Annotated in this window: 21 protein-coding genes; 14 read left to right on the top strand and 7 right to left on the bottom strand. The window is 42.3% G+C overall.

The annotated features are described in order from the left end of the window. Positions 1–54: 54 nt before the first annotated feature. Positions 55–1086: a LacI family DNA-binding transcriptional regulator gene (locus tag MTO98_RS16970; protein WP_243487805.1), complete on the bottom strand. Its 1032-nt coding sequence runs from the start codon at positions 1084–1086 to the stop codon at positions 55–57. A 130-nt stretch (positions 1087–1216) separates the two neighbouring features. Between MTO98_RS16970 and MTO98_RS16965 the strand changes: the two genes are divergently transcribed. The 7 genes from MTO98_RS16965 (at position 1217) to MTO98_RS16935 (ending at position 10517) form a co-directional block, all read left to right on the top strand. Then, positions 1217–2692 (top strand): xylulokinase, encoded by a 1476-nt coding sequence (locus MTO98_RS16965; protein WP_243487804.1) that lies wholly within the window; start codon positions 1217–1219, stop codon positions 2690–2692. Positions 2693–2801: 109 nt separating this feature from the next. After that, a complete protein-coding gene (gene xylA, locus MTO98_RS16960; protein WP_243487803.1) occupies positions 2802–4130 on the top strand; it encodes a xylose isomerase in 1329 nt (442 codons plus the stop codon). A 48-nt stretch (positions 4131–4178) separates the two neighbouring features. Beyond that, positions 4179–5885: a sodium/sugar symporter gene (locus MTO98_RS16955; protein WP_243487802.1), complete on the top strand. Its 1707-nt coding sequence runs from the start codon at positions 4179–4181 to the stop codon at positions 5883–5885. A gap of 210 nt (positions 5886–6095) precedes the next feature. Continuing rightward, positions 6096–7496 (top strand): glucuronate isomerase, encoded by a 1401-nt coding sequence (gene uxaC, locus MTO98_RS16950; protein ID WP_243487801.1) that lies wholly within the window; start codon positions 6096–6098, stop codon positions 7494–7496. Beyond that, positions 7497–8525 carry a sugar kinase gene (locus tag MTO98_RS16945; protein ID WP_243487800.1) on the top strand — a complete coding sequence of 343 codons (1029 nt, stop codon included), beginning with the start codon at positions 7497–7499 and terminating at the stop codon, positions 8523–8525. Next, positions 8525–9187 (top strand): bifunctional 4-hydroxy-2-oxoglutarate aldolase/2-dehydro-3-deoxy-phosphogluconate aldolase, encoded by a 663-nt coding sequence (locus MTO98_RS16940; protein ID WP_371825419.1) that lies wholly within the window; start codon positions 8525–8527, stop codon positions 9185–9187. Before MTO98_RS16945 ends, MTO98_RS16940 begins: the two co-directional genes overlap by 1 nt. 19 nt (positions 9188–9206) lie before the next feature. Continuing rightward, positions 9207–10517 (top strand): MFS transporter, encoded by a 1311-nt coding sequence (locus MTO98_RS16935; protein WP_243487799.1) that lies wholly within the window; start codon positions 9207–9209, stop codon positions 10515–10517. A 54-nt stretch (positions 10518–10571) separates the two neighbouring features. On the opposite strand, the gene MTO98_RS16930 is transcribed toward MTO98_RS16935, so the two are convergent. Further along, entirely contained in the window at positions 10572–10808 is a 237-nt protein-coding gene (locus MTO98_RS16930; RefSeq protein WP_243487798.1) for a hypothetical protein, read from the bottom strand. A gap of 166 nt (positions 10809–10974) precedes the next feature. Here MTO98_RS16930 and MTO98_RS16925 point away from each other — a divergent pair, with 166 nt between their 5' ends. The 3 genes from MTO98_RS16925 to msrA all read left to right on the top strand — a co-directional run bounded on the left by MTO98_RS16925 (position 10975) and on the right by msrA (position 12933). Then, on the top strand, positions 10975–11910 hold the full coding sequence (locus MTO98_RS16925; RefSeq protein ID WP_243487797.1) for an MBL fold metallo-hydrolase: 936 nt from the start codon (positions 10975–10977) through the stop codon (positions 11908–11910). Positions 11911–11946: 36 nt separating this feature from the next. Continuing rightward, on the top strand, positions 11947–12198 hold the full coding sequence (locus tag MTO98_RS16920; protein WP_243487796.1) for a DUF3820 family protein: 252 nt from the start codon (positions 11947–11949) through the stop codon (positions 12196–12198). A 75-nt stretch (positions 12199–12273) separates the two neighbouring features. Further along, positions 12274–12933 (top strand): peptide-methionine (S)-S-oxide reductase MsrA, encoded by a 660-nt coding sequence (gene msrA / locus MTO98_RS16915; protein WP_243487795.1) that lies wholly within the window; start codon positions 12274–12276, stop codon positions 12931–12933. A 76-nt stretch (positions 12934–13009) separates the two neighbouring features. Here the strand turns inward: msrA and corA are convergent, their stop codons facing one another. Both corA and MTO98_RS16905 read right to left on the bottom strand, forming a co-directional pair. Continuing rightward, entirely contained in the window at positions 13010–14134 is a 1125-nt protein-coding gene (corA, locus tag MTO98_RS16910; RefSeq protein ID WP_243487794.1) for a magnesium/cobalt transporter CorA, read from the bottom strand. Further along, a complete protein-coding gene (locus MTO98_RS16905) occupies positions 14135–14746 on the bottom strand; it encodes a WbqC family protein (RefSeq protein ID WP_243487793.1) in 612 nt (203 codons plus the stop codon). It abuts the gene before it with no gap. A gap of 35 nt (positions 14747–14781) precedes the next feature. On the opposite strand from MTO98_RS16905, the gene MTO98_RS16900 reads away from it, so the two are divergent. Continuing rightward, positions 14782–15666: a lysophospholipid acyltransferase family protein gene (locus MTO98_RS16900; RefSeq protein WP_243487792.1), complete on the top strand. Its 885-nt coding sequence runs from the start codon at positions 14782–14784 to the stop codon at positions 15664–15666. Continuing rightward, a complete protein-coding gene (locus MTO98_RS16895) occupies positions 15663–16700 on the top strand; it encodes a glycosyltransferase family 2 protein (RefSeq protein WP_243487791.1) in 1038 nt (345 codons plus the stop codon). The genes MTO98_RS16900 and MTO98_RS16895 overlap by 4 nt, the downstream gene beginning before the upstream one ends. On the opposite strand, the gene MTO98_RS16890 is transcribed toward MTO98_RS16895, so the two are convergent. Both MTO98_RS16890 and aroQ read right to left on the bottom strand, forming a co-directional pair. After that, positions 16672–19215 carry a mechanosensitive ion channel family protein gene (locus tag MTO98_RS16890; protein WP_243487790.1) on the bottom strand — a complete coding sequence of 848 codons (2544 nt, stop codon included), beginning with the start codon at positions 19213–19215 and terminating at the stop codon, positions 16672–16674. The genes MTO98_RS16895 and MTO98_RS16890 overlap by 29 nt on opposite strands. Positions 19216–19294: 79 nt before the next feature. Beyond that, positions 19295–19714, bottom strand: a complete 420-nt coding sequence (aroQ, locus tag MTO98_RS16885) for a type II 3-dehydroquinate dehydratase (protein WP_243487789.1) — start codon at positions 19712–19714, stop codon at positions 19295–19297. Positions 19715–19754: 40 nt separating this feature from the next. Here aroQ and xerD point away from each other — a divergent pair, with 40 nt between their 5' ends. Further along, positions 19755–20654 carry a site-specific tyrosine recombinase XerD gene (gene xerD / locus MTO98_RS16880; RefSeq protein WP_243487788.1) on the top strand — a complete coding sequence of 300 codons (900 nt, stop codon included), beginning with the start codon at positions 19755–19757 and terminating at the stop codon, positions 20652–20654. A gap of 3 nt (positions 20655–20657) precedes the next feature. On the opposite strand, the gene MTO98_RS16875 is transcribed toward xerD, so the two are convergent. Then, positions 20658–21080, bottom strand: a complete 423-nt coding sequence (locus MTO98_RS16875) for a thioesterase family protein (RefSeq protein WP_243487787.1) — start codon at positions 21078–21080, stop codon at positions 20658–20660. A gap of 373 nt (positions 21081–21453) precedes the next feature. Between MTO98_RS16875 and MTO98_RS16870 the strand changes: the two genes are divergently transcribed. Then, positions 21454–21810 carry a response regulator gene (locus tag MTO98_RS16870; protein WP_243487786.1) on the top strand — a complete coding sequence of 119 codons (357 nt, stop codon included), beginning with the start codon at positions 21454–21456 and terminating at the stop codon, positions 21808–21810. Positions 21811–21910 lie beyond the last annotated feature (100 nt).

Genomic DNA, 21910 nt, shown 5'->3' with positions numbered 1-21910 from the left:
GCAATGACATTTATTTTGATCTTAATAAATCATCAAACTTATAAGCAAGCGGGCTTACCCTTTCCTCGCTGTCGACCCCCTGATGATCAACTCCGGTTTTATACTAATGATCTTTGGTTTAACCGAAACCTCGGTGCTGGCATTTTCCTGGAAAAACAGGTTACCGATGGTTTTACCCATGTAAACGCTGAACTGATCAATCGAAGTGATTGACGGACTGGTGATCTCCGTAAAAGCTTCATTGGAGTAACCGCAAATGCCCAGTTCAGAAGGTACCTTAATGTTCATTGCATTAGCTACCTCCAAAACGCCTAAGGCCGAAAAATCTGACGTTGATGCAAATATCGCATCGGGAGGCTGGGGGAGGTTGAGCAGCTTACGGGTGCCTTCGGCACCGAGTTCTTTTGTCCATGCGTTTTCAACTACCAGTTCATCAATAACTTTTACTTTATGCGTTGCTAATGCCCTCAGATATCCGTTTTTTCGCTGGCGAAAAATGTTCAGGTTTTGTGGCCCTTCCAACAAGGCTATGCGTTTATATCCGTTTTCTATCAGGTGCGACACTGCCTCAAATGAAGCTTGCTCGTTATCGTTAATTACCTTGAGTGTTTCCAGCTCTTCGGCAACGCGGTCAAACTGGATGAGCTGAATGCCATGATCAAGCACATTTTGCAGGTGCTGGTAATCGTAGCTATCGGCAGATACTGAGATCACAATGCAATCTACATGCTGGTTGATGAGCGTATTTACGCATTGAATTTCTTTATCATGCACCTCGCCCGATTGGCAAATGATAAGATTATACCCTTTTTGGTAGGTTGTTTCCTCGATCCCTGCTATTACGTTACTGAAAAAGTTCTGGTTTATCCTCGGTACCACCACACCAATGGTTTTTGAATGCCCCTTACGCAGATTTGAGGCAAGAGTGTTGCGTTTGTAATTCAGCTCATCGGCAGTTTTAATGATCAGCTCCCTGGTTTTTTCGTTTACCTGGCTGCTGTTGTTCAGCGCCCTTGATACCGAAGAAGCGGTTATGCCAAGCTTGGCGGCAATGTCATAAATGGTGGTACGTTTAACTTTCTTCATTATAGCGTGCAAGTTGGAAAAAATATTTTACGCAATCGATTGCAATTTTTATTTATTTCTTTATTTTCGTTGCGTTAAGTTACCAATTAATAAATACAACCAAAAAATCATACAAAAATCTGAATAGGCTATGCTGTTATTAGGGATTGATATAGGTACTTCGTCGGTAAAGGTAAGTGTAGTTGATGCCGCAACGCAAAATACAATTGCTTCGGCACAATACCCCGACCAGGAGTCGCCAATAAAAGCATTGCACCCAGGCTGGGCCGAGCAGTCACCGTCAATGTGGTGGGAGCAGGCACAAAAGGCGCTGGAGCGCTGCCATGCCAAAGGAGGCTACAACTCAAAAGATATTGCAGCCATAGGTATAGCCTACCAAATGCACGGCCTGGTATTGGTTGATAAAGACCAAAATGTACTTCGTGATAGTATTATATGGTGCGATAGCCGAGCCGTTGAAATAGGCGATAAGGCTTTTGCAGCAATAGGCGAGGAGCATTGCCTGTCGCACCTGCTTAATTCACCGGGGAACTTTACGGCTTCAAAACTCGCTTGGGTCAAAGAAAACGAACCGGAGATCTACAGTAAAATAGATAAGATCATGCTGCCCGGCGATTATATCGCCATGAAACTTACCGGCGAGATCACTACATCGGTATCGGCACTGTCTGAAGGTGTGTTCTTTGATTTCAAAGCGAATAGCATCTCTAAAGAAGTTATCAGCTACTTTGGTTTCGATGAAAGCCTGTTCCCTGTTATTAACCCTGTATTTTCCTCACATGGAACTTTGCAGGCTTCTGTTGCCGAAAAACTGAATTTAAAGGCCGGTATCCCGGTTACCTATAAATCAGGTGACCAGCCTAATAATGCCTTATCACTAAATGTACTTAATCCCGGTGAAGTAGCTGCCACAGCCGGCACATCTGGCGTTATATATGGGGTTGATGATCAACTGGTTTACGATCAGCAATCGCGCATCAATACTTTTGCACATGTTAACTATAGCGATGAACAAAAAAGACTTGGTGTGCTGTTGTGTATTAACGGAACCGGCAGCTTATATCGCTGGGTAAAAAACACCTTCGGAACCGGCTACAGCTATAATCAAATGAATGCCGAAGCCGAAAAAGCTCCTTTAGGTAGTGAGGGTTTGCAAGTATTGCCATTCGGCAACGGTGCCGAACGGATGTTAAATAATAAGCAGGTAGGTGCGCATTTCCAAAATATCGACCTTAACCTGCATACACCTGCACATATTTTCAGGGCGGTGCAGGAGGGCATAGCCTCATCATTCCGCTATGGTTTTGATATCATGCGCGGCAATGGTATGAACCCAACCGTGATCCGTGCAGGCAAAAGCAATCTTTTCCTGAGCGATCTGTTCACCCAAACGTTTGTAAATGCTACAGGAGTACCTGTTGAGCTTTACAATAATGACGGGAGCGTTGGCGCAGCATTAGGAGCGGGCATAGGCGCTGGTATTTTCAAATCACCGGCCGAAGCATTCAGCAATATCAAAGCCGTTAAACTGGTTGAACCCACAACCGACCAGTTTGAACCTGTTTACCAGGAGTGGAAAGCGCTTTTAGAGGCGAAGTCGAGGTGAAAGGGAAAAGGTTAAAGGCGAAAGGTATTTCCTGCATATCAAACTAAATAATTCAACATCTATCATCAAAATAAATCACTAATTCAATAACTCAATAATTAAAATAAACATGAGCATAGTAACAGGAGAAAAGGAATTTTTCAAAGAAATAGGCCAGATAAAATTTGAAGGCCTTGAATCAGATAACCCACTGGCGTTTCGCTGGTATGACGCGGACAGGGTAGTGGCCGGCAAAACCATGAAAGATCATTTACGTTTTGCAGGTGCATACTGGCACTCGTTCTGCGGTACCGGTGCCGATCCGTTTGGTGGTGCTACGCATGTTTTCCCGTGGGATGAAAAAGCTGATGCCGTAGAGCGCGCTAAAGATAAGATGGACGCGGCATTTGAATTCCTGACCAAAATGAACCTGCCATACTACTGTTTCCACGATGTCGACGTGGTTGATTATGGTAATGATGTTGCTGAAAACGACCGCCGTTTACAGGCCTTGGTTGATTATGCCAAACAAAAACAGGCAGCCAGCGGTGTAAAACTACTTTGGGGCACTGCAAACCTGTTCAGCCACAAACGTTATATGAACGGCGCTTCAACCAATCCTGATTTTCATGTATTGGCCCATGCCGGCGCACAGGTAAAAGCAGCTTTGGATGCAACCATCGCTTTGGGTGGTGAAAATTATGTTTTCTGGGGTGGTCGTGAAGGTTATATGAGCCTGTTAAATACCAATATGAAACGCGAGCAGGAGCATTTGGCTAAATTTTTACATACTGCTAAAGATTATGCCCGCAAACAAGGCTTTAAAGGCACTTTCTTCATTGAGCCTAAACCATGCGAGCCAACCAAGCATCAATATGATTATGATGCAGCTACCGTATTAGGTTTTTTACAGAAGTACGACCTGATCAATGATTTTAAACTGAACCTTGAAGTTAACCACGCTACATTGGCCGGTCATACATTCCAGCATGAATTACAGGTAGCTGCCGATGCCGGTTTATTAGGTTCGATAGATGCTAACCGTGGTGATTACCAAAACGGATGGGATACAGACCAGTTCCCGAATGATATTAACGAGATCACCGAGTGCATGCTGATCATCCTTGAAGCAGGTGGTTTCCAGGGCGGTGGTATTAACTTTGATGCCAAGATCCGTCGTAACTCAACTGATCCGGCTGATTTATTCTACGCGCACATCGGCGGTATGGACCTGTTTGCAAGGGCTTTGGTAACTGCTGACAACATTCTGCAAAAATCAGCATACAAAAAATTACGTACCGACAGGTATGCCTCATTTGACAGCGGCACCGGGAAAGATTTTGAAGAGGGTAAGGTTTCTTTAGAAGATTTGCGTAACTATGCGATAGCTAACGGCGAACCTAAAGTGACAAGCGGTAAACAAGAATACATCGAAAATTTGATAAATCGATATATATAGTTTATAATTGTCAATCATACATATTAAACCCAAAGACAAACCAAAACAATGAACCTCAAAACCCTCTCGAATGGCGATTATGCTGTTTTCTTTATCTACTTTATAATTGTTGCCAGTTACGGCTTCTGGGTGTATAAGCGTAAACACAACGCCGATGCCACCTCAAAAGACTATTTTTTAGCCGAAGGATCGTTAACCTGGTGGGCTATCGGAGCATCACTCATTGCCTCAAATATCTCTGCCGAACAATTTATAGGTACAAGTGGGTCTGCGTTTAAAATGGGCTTAGCGATATCTACTTACGAGTGGATGGCTGCTATTACCCTTGTCATTGTGGCGGTTTTCTTTATTCCGGTATATCTTAAAAATAAGATATTTACCATGCCTCAGTTCCTGCATCAGCGGTATAACGGAACAGTAGCTATGATCATGGCCATCTTTTGGCTGTTACTGTACATCGTGGTTAACTTAATGTCAATCCTTTACCTTGGTGCATTGGCTGTCAGCGGTATATCAGGCCTGGATATTCACCTTTGTATCTGGTTGCTTGCTATATTCTCGGCGGTTATTACGCTGGGTGGCATGAAAGTTATCGGCTATACCGACGTTATACAGGTGGCGGTACTTATATTGGGCGGTTTAATGGCATCTTACCTTGCACTTACTCTGTTAAGTGAAAAAGAAGGCACCACAGGCTTACTGAACGGTTTCAAGATCCTGCATAGCGAAGCTACCGATCACTTCCATATGATCTTTAAAAAGGATAATCCAAATTACATGGATCTTCCGGGCTTATCGGTACTGATAGGCGGTATGTGGATCACTAACCTTAATTATTGGGGCTGTAACCAATATATCACACAGAGGGCTTTGGGTGCAAACCTTAAAACTGCCCGTGGCGGTATCCTGTTTGCGGCTTTCCTTAAGTTGCTGATGCCTGTTATTGTGGTGTTGCCTGGTATTGCTGCTTACCTGTTGTATCAAAAAGGTATGTTCCACCAGGAAATGGCGAGCTCATCAGGTGTATTGGATCCTAACAAAGCATATCCATCACTGTTAAACCTATTGCCAAGCGGCTTAAAAGGCCTTTCATTCGCTGCGTTAACAGCTGCAATTGTGGCTTCGTTAGCGGGTAAAGCAAACAGTATTGCTACCATCTTTACGTTAGATATTTACAAAAAAGCGATCAATCCTGAAGCTACCGATAAAAAACTGGTTAACCTGGGTAAAATCTCGGTACTTGTTGCCTTGTTATTAGGTATCCTGTTATCTGAACTTATCGGTAAAGCATTAATGGGCGAAGGCAAACAGGGCTTCCAGTACATCCAGGAATATACAGGCTTCGTATCTCCGGGTATCTTTGCTATGTTTATCCTCGGTTTCTTCTGGAAAAAGGCGACTTCAAACGCAGCTTTATTTGCAACCATTGGTGGGTTCATATTCTCATGCTTCTTTAAACTTTGTCCAAGGTTTATTGATCTGAGCTTCCTGTCGCCTTATGGCTTCTCAAAATTGGCCTTGCAGGATGATAAGGTAACCAAGTTATATGAAATCCCTTTCCTTGACCGTATGGGTTTTGTATTTATTCTCTGCGTTATCGGTATGTACATCATTTCAAAAATTGACCAGGCCAGGGGTGTTACTACAAACGGCCTTGAAATTGAGAGCTCGATGTTCAAAACTTCAAAGGGATTTTTAGCAGGTGCATTAATTGTAACCGGCATCGTAGTTGCATTGTACTCAATTTTCTGGTAGCAGAAATTTTACCAATAGATAAGAAAAGGCGATGGGTTAGCACCTGTCGCCTTTTTTGCTTGATAATAGGTGGATTTTACCTGCCAGCGAAAACGTTTGCGTGGATTGTTTAGGCTTATTACTTCCAACTTGCCTGTATGATGTGTAATTTGCCGCTTACAAGTATAAACTACCATACCACTAACCCTGGTATACATCTGTTAATAACCAATGAAGAATTTTTTAGATCAGGATTTTTTACTTCAAACTAAAACAGCGCAACGCTTATATCACGAATTTGCGAGCCACCAACCTATCATTGATTACCATTGCCACCTGCCACCAGATCAGATTGCTGATGATATCAATTTCAAAAACATAACCCAGATCTGGCTCTACGGCGATCATTACAAATGGCGTGCTATGCGTGCAAACGGTGTTAATGAGGCCTATATCACCGGTAATAAAACCGACGAGGAAAAGTTTATCGCCTGGGCAGCAACTGTGCCTTATACGTTAAGAAACCCGTTATATCATTGGACCCACCTTGAATTGCAGCGTTATTTTGGTATCGATGAATTGCTTTCGCCAGCGTCGGCACAAAAAATATATGCCCAATGCAATGAAAAACTGCAATCGCCTGAGTTTAGCATTCGCAATATCCTGAAAAATAAAAATGTAGAGGTGGTTGGTACAACTGATGACCCGCTGGATAATCTTAGCTATCATCAGAAACTTGAGCAGGATGGATACAGTGTAAAAGTATTACCGGCCTACCGCCCAGATAAAGCTATGAATGCCGACGACATTTCCGGGCTCAACAAATACATCGACCAGTTGGAAGCAGTCGCAAATGTATCCATATCTAACATTGATGAATATCTTTCGGCGTTAAAAGCAAGGCATGATTATTTCGCCGAAAACGGCTGCAAACTATCCGATCACGGTCTGGAGCAGATTTATGCCGAAGATTATACTGACGCTGAGATAGCTGCCATCTTTACCAAAATCAGGAGCAACGAAGTATTGTTGCCATTAGAGATCCTGAAATTCAAATCGGCTATGTTGCATTACTTTGCCATTTGGGATCATGAAAAAGGCTGGGTGCAGCAGTTTCACCTTGGTGCGCTGCGTAATAATAATGCGCGTGCCTTAACCAATTTAGGCCCTGATACAGGCTGGGATTCTATCGGCGATTTTGTACAGGGCAGGGCGTTATCCAAATTCCTGAACAGACTGGATACCACTAATCAATTAGCTAAAACCATCATTTATAATCTTAACCCGGCCGATAACGAACTGTTTGCTACCATGGCTGGTAATTACAATGATGGTTCGGTTGAAGGCAAAATGCAGTTTGGTTCGGCCTGGTGGTTTTTGGATCAGAAAGATGGAATGATCAAGCAATTGAATGCATTATCAAACATGGGCTTACTAAGCCGTTTGGTAGGGATGCTTACAGATTCGCGAAGCTTTATGTCGTTCCCAAGGCATGAGTATTTCCGCAGGTTGCTTTGTAACCTTTTGGGCGATGATATAGAGAACGGCGAATTACCAAATGATATTGAATGGACAGGAAAGATCGTGAGTGATATTTGCTATTTTAACGCCAAAAACTATTTCAATTTTTAAATGAGCAATATCGAAAATACCAAGGGAAGCATACTCTCATTTGGCGAGTTGTTATTACGCATGTGCCCCGATGGCGAGGGGCAATGGCTCGCAGAAAATAAGCTGCCATTTTTCATAGGCGGCGCTGAGCTCAATGTAGCCAATGCGTTAGCTTTATGGGAGCAGCCGATAAAATACTTTACCGCTTTGCCTGACAACGCGTTATCCGAACAGCTTATCAGTTACCTGGAAAGCAAAAACATTGATACGGCAGCAATACATAAAAGCGGCAACAGGATAGGGCTTTATTACCTTACCCGTGGTAAAGATGTAAAGAATAATGCCATTGTATATGACCGTGCAGGTTCGGCTTTTGCCGATCTGAAACCGGGCATGGTTGATTGGAATACCGTTCTTGAAGGGGTAAGCTGGTTTCATTTCAGCGCGATATGCCCGGCTTTAAGTCAGCAGGCTGCCGATGTTTGCGAAGAAGTTTTACAAGCGGCAAGCAGGAAACATATCACCATATCTGTTGATCTTAACTATCGCCCCAAATTATGGCAGTATGGCAAAAAGCCAGTTGAGATCATGCCAAAACTGGTGCAATACGCAGATATCATTATGGGCAATGTTTGGGCAGAGGAAACCATGCTGGGCATTCCTGTTACACCGGATATCCATGAATCGGGCCAACAAAGCATTTACCTCAAAGAGGGGCTTTATTCATCCGAAAAGATCATGGATGCTTATCCGCGTTGTAGGGCTGTAGCCAATACTTTCCGTTTTGATGCCGGTAAAGGTGTTGAGTATTATACCTCACTTTATGCAGGCAATCGCTTTTATCATTCGCCAACCTACACTACCGAAACCGTGGTTGATAAAGTGGGCAGTGGTGACTGCTTTATGGCCGGGCTTATCTACGGCTTTTATAATAAGCAGGATCCGCAGCAGTTATTGGATTTTGCTACGGCTGCTGCCTTCGAAAAGCTTTTTATTGAAGGTGATGCAACTACCAAAACAGTTGATGAAATTTATAATGCTATGAAATAATGAGTAAAAAAGATATAGTACTTGACGCGATATTAAAGCAAGGCACACTGCCGCTGTTCTTTTATAAAGACCCGGAAGTGAGCCTGCAGATAACCCGTACGCTTTACAAAGCCGGCATCCGGGTATTTGAATATACCAACCGTGGTGTGGCTGCCCTTGAAAATTTTAAGGTTTTAAAACAAGCCCTTGCCAACGGCGAAATGCCTGGTTTGGAATTAGGTATCGGCACCATTAAAAGCGTTCAGGAAGCTGAGGATTTTATTGCCGCCGGGGCTGATTTTATCGTGTCGCCGATTGTTAATCCCGAAGTGGGCAAACTGGCCGCACAACATAACCTGTTGTGGATTCCGGGGAGTATGACACCAACCGAAATCTATTTAGCGCAACAAAACGGTGCTGCTTTAATAAAAATATTCCCGGCCAATATATTGGGACCGGAGTTTGTATCCTCTATCAGGGATCTGTTCGCGGGTCAGTTGTTCATGCCAACAGGTGGGGTTGACTTGAGCCACGACAGCATCAGTACCTGGTTTAAAGCCGGTGTATGTGCAGTGGGTATGGGCAGCAAGCTCATCAGCAAAAGTGTACTCGAAAACAAGGAGTATGATAAGCTTTATAACGATACTTTAAAGCTGCTGGAAATAGTACAAACCATTAAATAGCCTGTTAACCTAAATTATAATGAGAGAAGAAAAAGTTGGAAACTACCGCTGGGTAATTTGCTCGCTGGTGTTTTTCGCAACAACCGTTAATTACCTTGACCGGGCAGTGATCAGTTTACTTAAATTAGACCTTACAAAGGAGTTTAAGTGGAACGATGGCGATTATGCCAATATTGAAATAGCATTTAAAATAGCATATTCTATAGGCCTGCTGGCTGCCGGCCGGATCATAGACAAGATCGGTACCAAATTGGGATATTTCCTTTCAACGCTGTTATGGAGCATTTCGGCAGTATGCCATGCTTTTGTTGGTGGTACTTTTGGTTTCGGCGTAGTGCGTTCTGCATTAGGTATCAGTGAGGCGGGAAATTTCCCTGCTGCTATTAAAACAGTTGCCGAATGGTTCCCGAAAAAGGAGCGTGCTTTTGCTACCGGGATCTTTAATTCGGGCGCAAACGTAGGCGCGATAGTTGCCCCTTTAACTGTTCCGTTTATCGCAGCTGCATGGGGATGGCGTTGGGCCTTTATTATAACTGGTTCGATAGGTTTTATATGGCTGGTGCTTTGGCAGGTAATTTACCGTGCACCCGCACAACACAGCAAGGTATCAAAAGCTGAGCTTGATTACATCAACAGTGATCATGATAGCCAAACCGAAAGCCTACAACCTATTGAGCAAAAGAAAATATCATGGGGTAAGTTGCTTTCTTTTAAACAAACCTGGGCTTTTGTTATAGGCAAATTTCTTACCGACCCTATTTGGTGGTTTTACCTTTTTTGGTTACCCGATTTTTTAGAGAGCCAGTACAACTTAAAAGGTACAGCAATAGCTATCCCTGTTGCATTGGTTTATACCATGTCTACCTTCGGCAGCGTTGGGGGCGGTTGGTTGCCCATGAACCTGATTAAAAACAACTGGCCGGTGTTTAAAGCCCGTAAAACGTCGATGTTTATTTATGCACTTGCAGTAATCCCTATCATATTTGCCCAAATTTTAGGTGGTGTTAATATGTGGCTTGCCGTTATTGTAATAGGTATAGCAGCATCGGCACACCAGGCCTGGAGCGCTAATATTTTCACTACCGTGTCGGATATGTTCCCAAAACGTACCATTGGTTCGGTAACTGGCCTGGGAGGGATGTTCGGTTCTATCGGAGGCGTGTTTTTATCGCTTGCCGTACAAAAAAACTTATTTGTGTATTACCGGTCAATCCATAAAATTGAGATTGCTTATTACATTATGTTTTTTGTTTGTGGAAGCGCTTACATTTTAGCCTGGCTTATCATGCACTTTTTAGTGCCCCGGATGAAACCAATTGATTTGGACTAACTAATTGAATTATTACGCAGAAAGCCGGGTCAAAGGATCCGGCTTTCTTTTTTATTAAGCGTGGCTTGCCGCTTGTTCGGCAAGTTCATCTATCCAGCTTGAAAGATAGGGTTCCGTGCCATCAAGCCTTATCCATTCACCGTCTTTATCCCTGGCTATTACCAAATGCAGTGTTTCATCTATTGATTTAAATTCATAAGCATTTGGGTAACCGGGACGGCTTACCTGTTGCGCTATGCCATCAATTTCACTGTCAGTTCCTGTAAGTGTAGCATCAAATTGCTGTTCCATAATATTTACGATTTATTAACTTAACATGGCTTGGGCAATTTCTGTTTGCGCGGGCATTAGGTAAGCCGCTATATTATTTGTTTTTAAGCTGATAAAATTGTTTTTTAAATTTAACACAGCTAAAACTTTTAATATCCGAGTTATGTTTTGTTAACAATTATAAACCATGAACAGAAGGCTCAGCACAAAGTATTTCCAGGTATCGCAAAGGGTATGGGGAACCAAATTATTGTTTGTTAATGTTTACATGATAGCTAACCGTCCCGGTGCTGCTAAGGGCTGGGTTTTGGTTGACACGGGATTAAAAGGTTCGGCAGGTAAGATCATTGCCATGGCCGAGGACCTTTTTGGACTGGGAACAAGACCGGCTGCTATTGTGCTTACACACGGCCACGGCGATCATTCCGGCGGCCTTGAAGAGTTATTGAAAGTATGGAATGTGCCTGTTTACGCCCATGCACTTGAATTGCCTTATTTAACCGGCCTGTCATCATATCCACCAACCGATCCTTCATTACGTGATGGGGTGATGAGCCTGCTGTCGGTATTTTTCCCTACAGCACCTATAAACCTCGGCACTAAAGTAAAGGCAATCGATATGGAAGAAGGGATCCAAGAGCTGCCTGAGTGGAAGGTAATTCACACGCCAGGCCATACACCGGGGCATATTTCGCTGTTTTTGCCGATAAACTCAACGCTTTTGGTTGGCGATGCGTTTTCAACTACAAAGGCCGAATCAGCTTTGTATTCCTTGAGTTCGTTTAAAAAGTTAACCGGCCCGCCAAGATACTTCACTACCGACTGGGAAGCCGCAGCCGAATCTGTCCGCAGGCTCACTGCGCTTGAGCCACGTGCAGTAGCGGCAGGCCATGGCCCCGTTATGCGTGGCCGCGAGCTTCATGACGAACTGCATGAGCTGGCAGATAATTTTGAGCAGCTGGCAGTACCCGCAAAAGGCCGTTATGTAGGCCACCCGGCCGTTGCCGATGAAATGGGCGTAAAATATATCCCGCCATATGTAAGCAGCGGGATTTTAAAGGCAAGTATCGGTGTAGCAGCGGCGCTGGCAACATTTTTTATTATCCGCGGATTGCAGGAATAAAGAAGAATCCCGCAGGTTTGTGCTTACCTTTGCCGTGTGGAAAATTTAAAACCAGACCCCAAAATACTCATCGATATTGTACAAACCAGGATGCCTTACGGTAAATATAAAGGTACTATCATAGCCGATATCCCGGTATCATACCTGGAGTGGATGTCCGGCAAGGGTTTTACTAAAGATAAAATGGGCATGTTGTTATCAACCACATTCGAGATCAAAACAAATGGCCTTGGCGAGATCCTTTTCATGGTGAAGAAATCGCTCATGCAACAGCGAGGCCAGCGTTAACCTTATTTACACGGCAATGACCATCTGTCTGCTCCGGGATGGCGTATATAATGAACTAAAATAGTTTTATCAATCATGAAAAAGTTGATCTTATATACAATTGGGATATTCCTGTTTTTAAGCAGTTGTGCTGACGGACAAGGTTCAAAAAATGGAGATGATTTTGCGACTTTACCCGCACCAAAAACCGGGGAGGCTGTGGCCACCTTCGGAGGGGGCTGTTTCTGGAGTATGAGCGAGGCTATGTCCGAATTAAAGGGCGTTAACAAAGTAATTTCGGGGTATGCCGGCGGGACAACTAAAAATCCCACCTACAGGGAAGTAAGCTCGCAAAATACCAATCATGCTGAAACTGTGCAGATCTATTATGATCCAAAGGTGATCAGTTTTGATAAAATAACCGAAGCATTCTTCTTTGCGCATGATCCAACCACGCTCAATCGTCAGGGGCCTGATGAAGGTACTGATTACCGTTCTATCGCTTTTTACCGTAATGAAGCAGAGAAAAATACAATCGAGGCTACCATCAGGAAAGTAAATCAGTCAAAGCATTATGCCGATCCAATAGTTACACAGGTTGTGCCCTTCAAAGTGTTTTATCCTGCCGAGAACTATCACCAGGGATATTATCGTGCTCACCCCAATCAGCCTTATATAGTAGGCGTATCAGAGCCCAAGGTGATGAAGTTCAGGAAAGCAATGAAAGCTGATCTGAGGCCAGAGTTTGCCCATTAATAAATAAGAGGAACGTTGCATACGGCAATGTTCTTTTTTGGGTTGCCGATAACACCCCCTTTACGGAGCTGGGGATCTACAACCTATTAAACCAACCCTTTTTCCAGAATACAAATACCTGCACTACAGCTATCAAAAGCATAAACACAATGGCATAAATATAGCCGTGATGCCAGTACAATTCGGGCATGTTATCCGGAAGGATATGACCTTTATCATCCTGGCGGGAAAAGTTCATGCCGTAAATACCGGCGATAAAAGTAAGCGGTATAAAAATCACCGAAATGATAGTGAGCACCTTCATGATCTCATTCATGCGGTTGCTTACCATAGATAGGTACAGATCGATAATACTTGATGTTACCTCTTTGTAGTTTTCTATCAAATCCATAGCCTGGATGCAATGATCATAAGCATCGCGCAAAAATAGTTTCACTTCAGGCGTTATCAACGGGCTTTCAGACCGGATCATGTCATTGATTTTATCCCGCTCGGGCCAGCTGGCGCGACGTACAACAATAAGTGTGCGTTTTAACTGCTGGGCATCAAACATGATCGTTTTATCAGCGCTTTGGTAAAGTTTATCTTCCAGCGCGTCCAGATGGTCACCAATCTCGGCCAATAAAACAAAATAGGTATCAATTATGGTGTCGGTAAGTGCGTAGCACATATAACCAGGCCCAGCGGTGCGGATAGCGCCTTTTCCTGCTTTTAAACGGGCTTTTACTGCATCAAAGCGTTCGGTATGATCTTCCTCAAAGCTAACGATGATATTATCCTTTATAATAGCCGAAAACTGGCAGTTAATGATCTCGTTATCTTTATTGAATTGAACTATCCGGCTGGTGCAAAACGCATAATCTTCATATTCATCAAACTTAGGGCGCTGATGGGTATTGGCAATATCCTCCAAAACCAATGAATTGATATTGCAGTGTTCGCCAATCTGTTCAATGAGGTCAGCATCCCCTAAGCCGTTTATTTTGATCCAGTGGGTATGATTATCGCATTTATCAAGCTGCTTTAAGGCTGTTTTTATATCCTTGCCTTCGCAAGTTACAAGTTCGTCTTTATTATAGGAGTAAACTGAAATAATTGGCTTAAGCGCATCACTGGGTATGTTGATAGTACCCGGTCTGTCGCCAACATTGCCTGCGTGTTTATGTTTTTTAAAGCGTAAGCGTTTTAAATTGCCATTCATTTACAAATAGTTTATTGTTTGCGGTCCTTGATTAAACAGCAGATCAATAATGCTCAGGTTTTTCATAAAACCCCGGCGGTCTTCAAATACCTGAAAATATGGCTTCTGCTGCATTTCACTTTCTCTTTTGGGATGAATGGAAAACCGAAAATCATGCAGGTTAGGATAATCGGCATGGTATTCATCCGTAAAGTTTAATTCAGTTTTTATTTTGGTGAGCTTGAGCAGCAGGTTCAAAAGCTCCTGGTTATAATCAAATAAGTAGGTAATTTGTTTTTCATAAAACGGTGCAAAATCATCTTCATAAAACTCAAAATAAGCCGAGCGGCGATAACAGGCTTGTAAGCTTTGCCAATGCAGGCGCTGCCACATAAAATCGTAGCTGATTTTTACGTCTTTAACTTTAGTGTGATTTTTTGAACCTTTAATTACCGGTACTACCAATGCCAGCATACCATCGGGCGAATAAACATTAGCCCGGTTGCGATAAGTTTGTTTAGGGAAATGTTCTTCTCTTTCTATCAGTATATCAGGCTTGTACGTGTTTAGCTGTACAAAATAATCTACCGGCGGAAGATAAAACATAGGTAACACAGCGCCTTTTTCAATCATATATTTTATGTTTGTGCTCAAAATTGGCGAAAATAATGATAAAAAAGGGCTTTACTAAGTTTGGTATATTAATTTTATACCTGATATCGTTACTTCCCTTTTGGTTTTTATACATTTTATCCGATATCGCGTTCGTTATTATATACTATATCGTTCATTACCGCCGCGATGTAGTGCAGCAAAACCTGCGCAATGCTTTTCCCGAAAAAACAGATCAGGAGCGCCATGATATTGAACGCAAATACTACCGTTACCTGTCCGATTTGATGGTGGAAACCATTAAAATGATAACCGTATCCGAAAAACAGATTCAGAAAAGGGTAGTTGCTACCAACTCCGAACTTGTTTTTGAATACTTTGCTAAAGGTAAGAGTATTATTGCAGTTGCGGGCCATTATTGTAACTGGGAAATGGCGGCGCTGAATTTTAATTTTGTTACCGATAAAAGGTTCATGATAGTTTATAAAAACTTGTCAAATAAAACATTCGACGATTTTTTTATTAAAATACGATCACGGTTTGGCGGGCAGCCGGTTGCTATGAAGCAAACACTGCGCAAAATGGTTGAGTACCGTAAGGAGCTTACAGTAAGCGTACTGGTAGGCGACCAAACCCCCGTGATGCATGAGGTAAACTATTTTACTGATTTTTTGAACCAGCCAACCGCCGTATTTTTGGGGATTGAAAAAATTGCCAAAACAATTGACGCCGCTGTTGTTTTTTACGACATGAAACGGGTAAAGCGCGGATATTATGAATACACCCTGATACCGCTTACCGAAACACCAAAAGAAACTGCCGAACACGAAATAACAGATATGCACGTGAAGTACCTTGAGGGGATGATCAGAAGAGAACCGCAATATTGGTTATGGTCGCACCGGAGATGGAAGTTTAAGCCGGAGGATTTACATAGATGACCCATACACCTAAAGTTGCTGTAGTTATTTTAAACTGGAACGGCGTAAAATACCTTAAACAATTTCTTCCTTCGGTATTATCATCTACATATCCCAACCTTGAAATTGTGATGGGCGATAATGCCTCGTCAGATGATTCCGTGGCATTTATGCGCGAGAACTATCCGTCGGTGAGGATTATCCAAAATGATAAAAACTACGGCTTTACAGGCGGTTATAACCGGGTACTGGCGCAGGTTAATGCCGATTATTATATCCTCCTTAACTCAGATGTGGAAGTTATCCCTGGCTGGATTGAGCCTGTGATCGAACTAATGGAAAGCGACAGTTTAATTGCTGCTGCTGCACCCAAGATCAGATCGTACGCGCAAAAAGATTATTTTGAGCATGCCGGTGCTGCCGGGGGCTTTATTGATAAGCATGGATACCCGTTTTGTCGTGGCAGGATCTTTTATGAACTGGAAAAGGATAATGGGCAATATGAGCAATCGGGCGAGGTGTTTTGGGCGTCTGGAGCATCACTGTTCATTAAAAAAAGTATCTGGGATGAAGCCGGTGGCTTTGACGAAAGTTTCTTTGCCCACATGGAAGAGATCGACCTTTGCTGGCGTTTAAAAAACATGGGATATAAAGTGATGTATTGCGCGCAATCAACCATTTTCCATGTTGGCGGTGGTACCCTTAATGCCGAAAATCCGTTCAAAACCTATCTCAACTTCAGGAATAACCTGTTGCTTATCAAAAAGAACCTTCCATTTGGGCGGGCCTTTTGGGTGATCTGTATTCGTTTTATGATGGATCTGCTTGCCCTGCTCAGGTTTTTAATGGAAGGTAAACGCAAGGATGCCTGGGCGGTAAGCCGGGCGCACCAAAGCTTTGTGATGAGCCTTTTTAAAAAGGCGAAAGGTGAAAGGCAAAAGGCAAAAGGTAGCGCAGCACAAAACACAAAAGGTATATATAAAGGCAGTATAGTTTGGGACTTCTTCGTGAAAAAGAAAACCCATTTTACTGATCTTGATCCTTCGGAGCTTTAGTATCGTCTGTATCCGGTTTAATTTCTTCGGCCTCGTTTATACCTGGAGCTTCTATTTTGATAGGAGGCAAGCCTTTAGGCCATATTACCCGCACATCCTGCTGGCGGAACGGTATATCAATACCTTCCCTGTTAAAGGCTTCGTAAATATCGGCTAATACACGGCTTTTAAGACCCAGCCATGTATTAATATCAGCAGCCCAGAAAAATATCCTGAAATCAACAGAGCTTTCATTTAAATTATGCAGAAATACCGAGGGCGAAGGTTGGGTCATGATATCATCATGGTTGGTTAACAGGTTCAATAATACTGTTTTTACTTTTTCAATATCTGAGCCATAAGCCACCCCAATAATCAGTTCAACCCGGCGGTTATTATTGCTTAATGTCCAGTTAATTACGTGATGCGAAATAAGGTCGCCGTTAGGTATGATCACTTCTGCACCATCTGAAGTTGCAATTTTACTGGCACGGATACCTATGTCCATTATAGTTCCCGAGCGGCTGTCTACTTCTATTATATCGCCAACCTGGATAGGTTTTTCAAAAGCGAGTATAAGACCCGATACCAGGTTGTTTACAATGTTCTGTAAACCAAAACCTATACCAATACCAAAAGCACTTATGATAATGGTGATCTTATCAATTGGCACGCCGGAAGCAGCAACAGCCAGGAAAAATCCTAAAGCAATAACACCAATCCTGATTAAGAGGGTAGATGTACGATTCTTTTTCTTGGCTACATCAATATCATTGGCATGTTTAGCGGCTACGTCGTACAAGTAACTGATAATTTTTGAAGCTATAGACGATAGCCAGATCACGGCCACAAATATGATCACACTCTGAAAAGTAAACTGTGTATTGGTACCGCCAATGCTCCGGCTTTTGGTCAGGAAATCGCCCAGCGAATCAAATACAGTATCTTCAATATTTAGGTTTTGGGTAAGCATTACCAGCCATAATATAGCAGCCAGTATGCTGAGCACGCTTCTAAACTTGTTTTGTAATAACTTATAATCAATGAATGATGTAAGATTATTGCTCTTTTTGCCAGCTTCCAATTGCAGGAACAAGGCTTCCATAATAAAATGTACAATGTAGTACATTGCAAGGGCAAGCCATAGGTTGTATACTACGCTAACACCAATGATCTTGGCCAGAGATACCCGGCCGAATACATTGCATAAAAAAGATGCGCCCTGCAAAAATATAAACACTTTAAGTATCGGGCTGGTACAGGGCAGATAATCGCTTTTGGCCTTGCGTACTTTCGATAAAAACCTGAAACTTACTATGGATGCTGCGAGGCCTAATACTAAAATAGCTACTCTATCAATATTAGTTACCTGGATATAAAGGTTGCTCAGGCTATAAATAAGGGTAATGCCAAATAATTGCAGCATATAACCAAACATAGCCGAATTGCAGGTCCTTTTTACAAGGTAAAGCAAAGCTGCCATTAAGACCAGTAAAAACATTTCCAATACAATTACCGGAGGGTGATCATAAAAATTAGGCAGCAACGTAAATGTTATAATGAGAGAGGACACGAAGGGGTGATTCACCACGTAATTGGCTTGGTTAAAGACACTATCAGGTGTATCATTGTCGCGTAAGATTCTCCGTCTACTGGCCCGTACCCAGGCAAAAAACGCAAATAACATCACTAAACCAGCAATATGAATCAGGATATCACGGCCAATGAAAAAGTTAAAAAGCTTCGCGTTCATATCGGCGGTAGCTTTGGTAGCAATACCAAAATCGTTGCCTTCATCAGCATTCATACTCCAGATATTATTGTATTCCTGAGACATAGCCCTGATGCTGAAATCCCGGATCTTGGTATCAATCTGATCTTTAAGGTCAAGTATGGTGATATAAACTGCAGAAGTACGGTTCTGCAGCAGCCCTATCTTTACCATTACCTTTTTGTTGGTTGTATCAAGACGATGATACTTGCTGTCGATGGCTATTTTTTGAATAAGATAGGTAGTGGCCAGTGAACTATCGGCAGGCAGGATCTTTAAAACGCTATCCCGTGATATAGCGTCGAGGTCATTCTGGTTTTGAACAAGTTTACTGTTGATGTCAGCAAGTTGTTCCTGCCACAGATCAAGCTGATCGTCGCTTCGGGTAAGTACATCCCTGATCGTGTACAGATATCTTAACGTGCTTGATTTGTCGTTGTCAATAAGTGATTTAATAAGTGTAACACGCTTTTCAAACGATGGTAGTTTAGTACTTATATCTACAGTATCTAACTTTTTTGAAAGATTGCTTTTGATCTGATTAAAGGCAGATGTATAATATTCAACTTTTTGCAGCAGGTTATTTACCGACGTATCAGAGCGTTTTAGCGCCCGCATCATTGAATCGCGCGATAAGATGGAGGCGCGGAGTGAATCTCTTACTGAATGTGTTTTTTTCTTTTTGGTTTGAGCAAATGTATTAACACTGCATAACAGTGTCGCAAAAAGTAAACTTAGCGCGGCTACTCTGAATATTTTAGGCATCTGGAACTATAAGCTAAAAGCAAAGGTTAAACGCTTTTTTTGTAAAAGCGTTTTATCAAAATGATAAAATATTTTTACGCTATTTAAGCGCAAGGTTTTCAAGGGCTAAGCGATAGCTGTCCATTCCGAAACCTGCTATTACACCACGGCAGTTAGCTGCTATCATTGATTTATGCCTGAACTCTTCGCGCTTATGGACGTTAGAGATATGCACTTCGATAACCGGCGTGTTGATGGCAGCAATTGCATCTGCAATGGCTATGGAGGTATGGGTATAAGCTCCGGCATTTATCACAATGCCATCATAACTAAAACCAATTTCATGCAGTTTATTTATAATTTCGCCCTCAATGTTGCTTTGATAATAATCAATAGTGATGTTTGTAAAGCGTTGACGCAGGGTTTCAAGATAAGTTTCAAAGCTGGCATCGCCATAAATTGATTTTTCACGAACGCCTAACAGGTTCAGATTTGGGCCATTTATAATTTGTATCTTCATTAGTTCAAACTTAGCTATAAATCATCAAAACTAAAATCAATTGGATTGGCGTTCGGCAATAAAAGGTTTCCAGGCATATTTAAAATTAGAGAAGTCGCTGTCTGATAACTCTATCGAGGCTTATAGCAGGGATATAGAAAAACTATATCAATTTTCAGATTTACAAGTAGTTAAGCTAAAGCCCGAATTAATTACTTTAACTGATTTGCGCGGATTTATCAACTGGGTAAATGAACTGGGCATGATCCCGTCGTCGCAGGCCAGGATCCTATCTGGTATTAAAGCTTTTTATAAATACCTGCTAATGGAGGATATCATTAAGACTGATCCTTCTGAGTTGCTTGAATCGCCAAAAATCAGACGGAAATTGCCGGATACGCTTAGCTACCAGGAGATCAATAAGATCATAGCCGCACTGGATCTCTCAAAACCCGAAGGCATGCGTAATAAAGCTATACTGGAAACCCTTTATGGATCTGGCTTACGTGTATCCGAGCTCACAGAACTTAAACTTTCCAATCTGTACCTTGATATTGAATTTATAAAAGTAACGGGTAAAGGTAACAAGGAACGGTTGGTGCCTATAGGAAGCGAAGCTATAAAGGCAATAAGGCTCTGGGTAGAAAACGTGCGGGTGCATAATCCGATAAAAAAAGGAGAGGAAGATTATGTTTTCCTGAATAGGCGCGGAACAAGGTTAAGCCGGCAGATCATTTTCTTAACTATAAAAGGTTTAGCTGAAACAATAGGGTTGAAGAAAAAGATAAGCCCGCATACATTTCGCCATTCGTTTGCCACCCATCTGGTTGAAGGAGGCGCTGATTTACGCGCTGTACAGGAGATGCTGGGACATGAAAGCATCACCACAACCGAAATCTACACTCATTTAGACAGGGAATATTTAAAAAGCACTATCAGCCAGTTCCACCCCCGCAGTTGACCGTCAAATCAGGTACTGATCAATTACATCCTGCGGAATTTTGGCACCGCGACCGGTAGCCATATCAATCATAACATAATCAAACCAGCCATCACAGCAGATTTTTTTAGTGGCTTTATTGGTGATGGCGAACTTTACGCGGCAGCCTTTATCGTCAATGCTTTCGATGCCGGTTTTTACAATAAAGTAATCGCCCATGGTTAATGCTCGTTTATAGTCAACGTGAGCCGTACGCACCACCCAGCCGAAACCGCGCTCTATAAACTTTTCCATGGCCATGCCGTAACAGCGCTCCATTTGGTCATAACGGGCGGCCAGTACATAATCAAAGTATTTACTATTATGCACATGCTGAAACATATCTATATCATCGGGGCGTACGCGAAACTCAGATTCGAAGGTGGAGAGTTGGAGTGGTGTATCCATGCAACAAATATAGCAATCCTATTTAAGCGAAAGGAAATCAGTCGGCGTGTCAACAAAACTGCTCCCGTGGTCGCAATTTTAACCGGATCACCTGATCTTGATGAAAGCTCCGGATTACCGGTAACGCAGCAATTGTTATGTTTTTGCACAGAGTCATTATCAAAGCTTTTAAGTTGCTGCGAAATCAAGATAAACCTGAGAAATAAGTATAATAACCAAAGTATTTATGGTACGAGTATTGTTGCTGTTTTTCACTATGACGTATGGCATTTTTTTAATCAGCCGCGGATATTCAAGACTTGGTTTCGGATTTTATTATACTTTCGCAGCCTTGCAACCAGAATAACAGCAATATCGTAGAAAAGGATTATTTATGAACAAACATATTGTATTAATAGAAGACGACGCCGATATCCTTGAATCTACATCGTTATTACTTGAACATGAAGGCTTTCGGGTTACCGGATTTAAAAGTTTCACCAGTTTGGAGGAGATGACAGCCCTGCGTCCTGATTGTTTTTTACTTGATGAGAACCTGCCTGTTATTAGCGGTCATATTATGTGTATTTTATTTAAATCTAAGCCGGCTACAAGGGATATCCCTGTCGTTTTAATTTCCGCAAACCCGGAAATCAAACAGATGGCGGCTCTTGGGGATGCTGATGCGTACGTGGGCAAGCCTTTTGAAATTCAAAAGCTGGTAGAGGTATTGACAAGCGTGATGGTATAAGTTTGAAAACTGCTAAATAAATTTTCAATCAACTTTATTTACCAATAGCTATAAAAAAGCAAACACCCGATGGTTATAAAATTGGCCATCAGGTGTTTAA

It is taken from the genome of Mucilaginibacter sp. SMC90 (assembly GCF_022811725.1).
Taxonomy (GTDB): domain Bacteria; phylum Bacteroidota; class Bacteroidia; order Sphingobacteriales; family Sphingobacteriaceae; genus Mucilaginibacter.
This window is presented reverse-complemented; position numbering and strand designations above follow the sequence as displayed.

What these genes read in the sequence shown, in the direction of transcription:
- MTO98_RS16970 (WP_243487805.1), bottom strand. Translation starts at nt 1,086, where the DNA reads ATGAAGAAAGTTAAACGTACCACCATTTATGACATTGCCGCCAAGCTT.
- MTO98_RS16965 (WP_243487804.1), top strand. Translation starts at nt 1,217, where the DNA reads ATGCTGTTATTAGGGATTGATATAGGTACTTCGTCGGTAAAGGTAAGT.
- xylA (WP_243487803.1), top strand. Translation starts at nt 2,802, where the DNA reads ATGAGCATAGTAACAGGAGAAAAGGAATTTTTCAAAGAAATAGGCCAG.
- MTO98_RS16955 (WP_243487802.1), top strand. Translation starts at nt 4,179, where the DNA reads ATGAACCTCAAAACCCTCTCGAATGGCGATTATGCTGTTTTCTTTATC.
- uxaC (WP_243487801.1), top strand. Translation starts at nt 6,096, where the DNA reads ATGAAGAATTTTTTAGATCAGGATTTTTTACTTCAAACTAAAACAGCG.
- MTO98_RS16945 (WP_243487800.1), top strand. Translation starts at nt 7,497, where the DNA reads ATGAGCAATATCGAAAATACCAAGGGAAGCATACTCTCATTTGGCGAG.
- MTO98_RS16940 (WP_371825419.1), top strand. Translation starts at nt 8,525, where the DNA reads ATGAGTAAAAAAGATATAGTACTTGACGCGATATTAAAGCAAGGCACA.
- MTO98_RS16935 (WP_243487799.1), top strand. Translation starts at nt 9,207, where the DNA reads ATGAGAGAAGAAAAAGTTGGAAACTACCGCTGGGTAATTTGCTCGCTG.
- MTO98_RS16930 (WP_243487798.1), bottom strand. Translation starts at nt 10,808, where the DNA reads ATGGAACAGCAATTTGATGCTACACTTACAGGAACTGACAGTGAAATT.
- MTO98_RS16925 (WP_243487797.1), top strand. Translation starts at nt 10,975, where the DNA reads ATGAACAGAAGGCTCAGCACAAAGTATTTCCAGGTATCGCAAAGGGTA.
- msrA (WP_243487795.1), top strand. Translation starts at nt 12,274, where the DNA reads ATGAAAAAGTTGATCTTATATACAATTGGGATATTCCTGTTTTTAAGC.
- corA (WP_243487794.1), bottom strand. Translation starts at nt 14,134, where the DNA reads ATGAATGGCAATTTAAAACGCTTACGCTTTAAAAAACATAAACACGCA.
- MTO98_RS16905 (WP_243487793.1), bottom strand. Translation starts at nt 14,746, where the DNA reads ATGATTGAAAAAGGCGCTGTGTTACCTATGTTTTATCTTCCGCCGGTA.
- MTO98_RS16900 (WP_243487792.1), top strand. Translation starts at nt 14,782, where the DNA reads ATGATAAAAAAGGGCTTTACTAAGTTTGGTATATTAATTTTATACCTG.
- MTO98_RS16895 (WP_243487791.1), top strand. Translation starts at nt 15,663, where the DNA reads ATGACCCATACACCTAAAGTTGCTGTAGTTATTTTAAACTGGAACGGC.
- MTO98_RS16890 (WP_243487790.1), bottom strand. Translation starts at nt 19,215, where the DNA reads ATGCCTAAAATATTCAGAGTAGCCGCGCTAAGTTTACTTTTTGCGACA.
- aroQ (WP_243487789.1), bottom strand. Translation starts at nt 19,714, where the DNA reads ATGAAGATACAAATTATAAATGGCCCAAATCTGAACCTGTTAGGCGTT.
- MTO98_RS16875 (WP_243487787.1), bottom strand. Translation starts at nt 21,080, where the DNA reads ATGGATACACCACTCCAACTCTCCACCTTCGAATCTGAGTTTCGCGTA.
- MTO98_RS16870 (WP_243487786.1), top strand. Translation starts at nt 21,454, where the DNA reads ATGAACAAACATATTGTATTAATAGAAGACGACGCCGATATCCTTGAA.